This is a genomic window from Bradyrhizobium sp. (assembly GCF_049581145.1).
In the GTDB taxonomy this organism is placed as follows: domain Bacteria; phylum Pseudomonadota; class Alphaproteobacteria; order Rhizobiales; family Xanthobacteraceae; genus Bradyrhizobium.
The window spans coordinates 1-2,172 of the sequence record NZ_JBAURI010000453.1 but is presented as its reverse complement, the minus strand read 5'-3'; the positions used below and the strand labels follow the sequence as shown (position 1 = coordinate 2,172).

2 protein-coding genes are annotated in these 2,172 nt (G+C 62.2%); one reads left to right on the top strand and one right to left on the bottom strand.

Annotation, left to right across the window (positions count from 1 at the left end; all coding sequences use genetic code 11):
• The coding region (locus WCB02_RS14680; RefSeq protein ID WP_423958944.1) for a YbaK/EbsC family protein at positions 1–441 on the bottom strand (441 nt) is incomplete at its 3' end.
• Positions 442–496: 55 nt separating this feature from the next.
• Here WCB02_RS14680 and WCB02_RS14675 point away from each other — a divergent pair.
• On the top strand, positions 497–2,172 hold a 1,676-nt coding region (locus tag WCB02_RS14675), incomplete at its 3' end, for a molybdopterin-dependent oxidoreductase (RefSeq protein ID WP_423958943.1).

The window sequence follows — 2,172 nt, the reverse complement described above, 5'->3', positions numbered from 1 at the left end:
TAGCTCCATCAATGCATCGGGCGAGCCAAACGACAAGTTGCCTTTCGCGCCGATCTTGCGGGCCAGTGCCTTCAGCTGGATGCTGGTGCTCTCATCCGTGACCACCAGGAAGTAGTTCCTTTTGCTGTCTCGCAGGAACAAGTTCTTGGTATGGATACCGGGAATGTCGCCCCGCAAGGCCCGAGACTCCTCGACCGTGTGAAGGGCTGGATGCTCGAAGGTTTTCGCGTGAATTCCCTTGTCTTCGAGATATCTAAGAAGCTCGTCGCTCTTTTGCATGCCGATCGTGGTCCACTCCGTTATCGCAGTCGCATCAGATGAAGCGGAACCGCAAGCTTGCATATGACGTTTTATCTCGCACGCCGGAACAGCTCTAGCATAAGCCGTGGTCGCCGAGAATTCTCGCCCAATATCCGGCCAGCTGAGCCAGAATGATATCATGGGACGCGGGTGCAGGATTTGTGCTTTAATCCAGCCCCTCGGGTCGGACTTTTCGATGAATATTCAGATCAAGGATTTGGGCTCGTTACCGGTGGCTGGACGGGAAGAAGTTCCCGGCTTTTGCACCTTCTGTCGGTCGCGTTGCGGTTCGCTCAACGTCATCGAGAACGGTCGCCTGATCGAGGTCAAGCCGCTGCCGTCGCACCCGACCGGCAAGGCCTTGTGCGCGAAGGGGCGCGCGGCGCCCGAGATCGTGCACCACGCCCGCCGGCTGCGCGTGCCGCTGCGGCGTACCCGGCCCAAGACGGACGCTGACCCCGGTTGGCAACCAATCAACTGGGACGAGGCGCTCGACTGCATTGCCGGGAAGCTGGCCACGATTGCCCGCGAAAGCGGGCCGGAAGCGGTGGCGTTCAGCTTTACCTCGCCGAGCGCATCGTCGATCTCGGACAGTCTGCCCTGGCTTGAACGGTTCGTCTGGACTTACGGCAGTCCGAACATCTGCTGGTCGACCGAACTGTGCAATTGGCACAAGGATCACGCGCACGAATTCACCTTCGGCACCGGCGTCCAGGTGCCGGACTATCGTAACTCCGATCTTATCGTGCTGTGGGGCCACAACCCGTCCAGCACCTGGCTTGCGCAGGCGGAAGCGATTGGAGAAGGCAGGCGCAAGGGTGCGCGGCTTGTCGTGGTCGATCCACGCAAGACCGACCTTGCGCGGGACGCCGATCTATGGCTGCGGATTTGTCCGGGCACGGATGGCGTACTGGCACTGGCGGCAGCGCGCCAGTTGATCGAACACAACGCGTATGACGACGATTTCGTGCGCCGCTGGACCAATGCGCCGCTGCTGGTGCGGAAAGACAATGGCCGGTTGCTGCGGGCTGAGGATATGGTGCTTGGTTCGAGCGAGGCCTTCGTCGCATGGGATGATGGTGAACAAGCCCCCGTTGCGATTGCGCGCAACAGGGCGCTCGATCCGGAGGTGGCGGCACGTCTCGACATCAGTCGGACGAGAATGCTCATCATCGACGGCAAACGCGTCGCCTGCACGCCGGTGTTTGCGCTCTATCGCGACGTCGTGCGTCAATATACGCCAGATTACGCCGCGGCGGTGACCGGCCTGTCGGTTGCCGCGATCGAGGCCTTCTGCGACGAAATCGGCAAGGCGCAGCGCCTGTGCTATTACGGCTGGACCGGGATCGGCCAGCACGCCGACGCAACCCAGATCGATCGGGCGATTGCCACGCTGTTTGCGCTGAAGGGGCAGTATGACGCGCCCGGCGGCAACGTGACCTGGCCCTCGCATCCGGCGAAGGCGATCAGCAACTATGCGATGCTGGCCCCGGAACAACGGGCCAAGGCGCTGGGATTAAAACAGCGTCCGGTCGGTCCTCCGGCGCGCGGCTGGGTCAACGCTGCCGACGTCTATCGCGCCATCCTGCACGCGGAGCCGTATCGGGTGCGCGCGCTGGTCGGGTTCGGGGCCAATCTCCTGGTTTCGCAGCCCGCGCCCTCAGTGGGCCGGCGCGCCCTCGAGCAACTCGAGTTTTACGTCCATTGCGATCTCTTCCTCAGTCCGACCGCCGAGATGGCGGACATCGTGCTTCCGGTCAATACCGCCTTTGAACGCGAGGCCTTGCGCATTGGTTTCGAGATATCCCACGAGGCGCAGGAACGGATCCAGTTGCGCCGGGCTGCGGTGTCGCCGATTGGTGAAGCGCGATC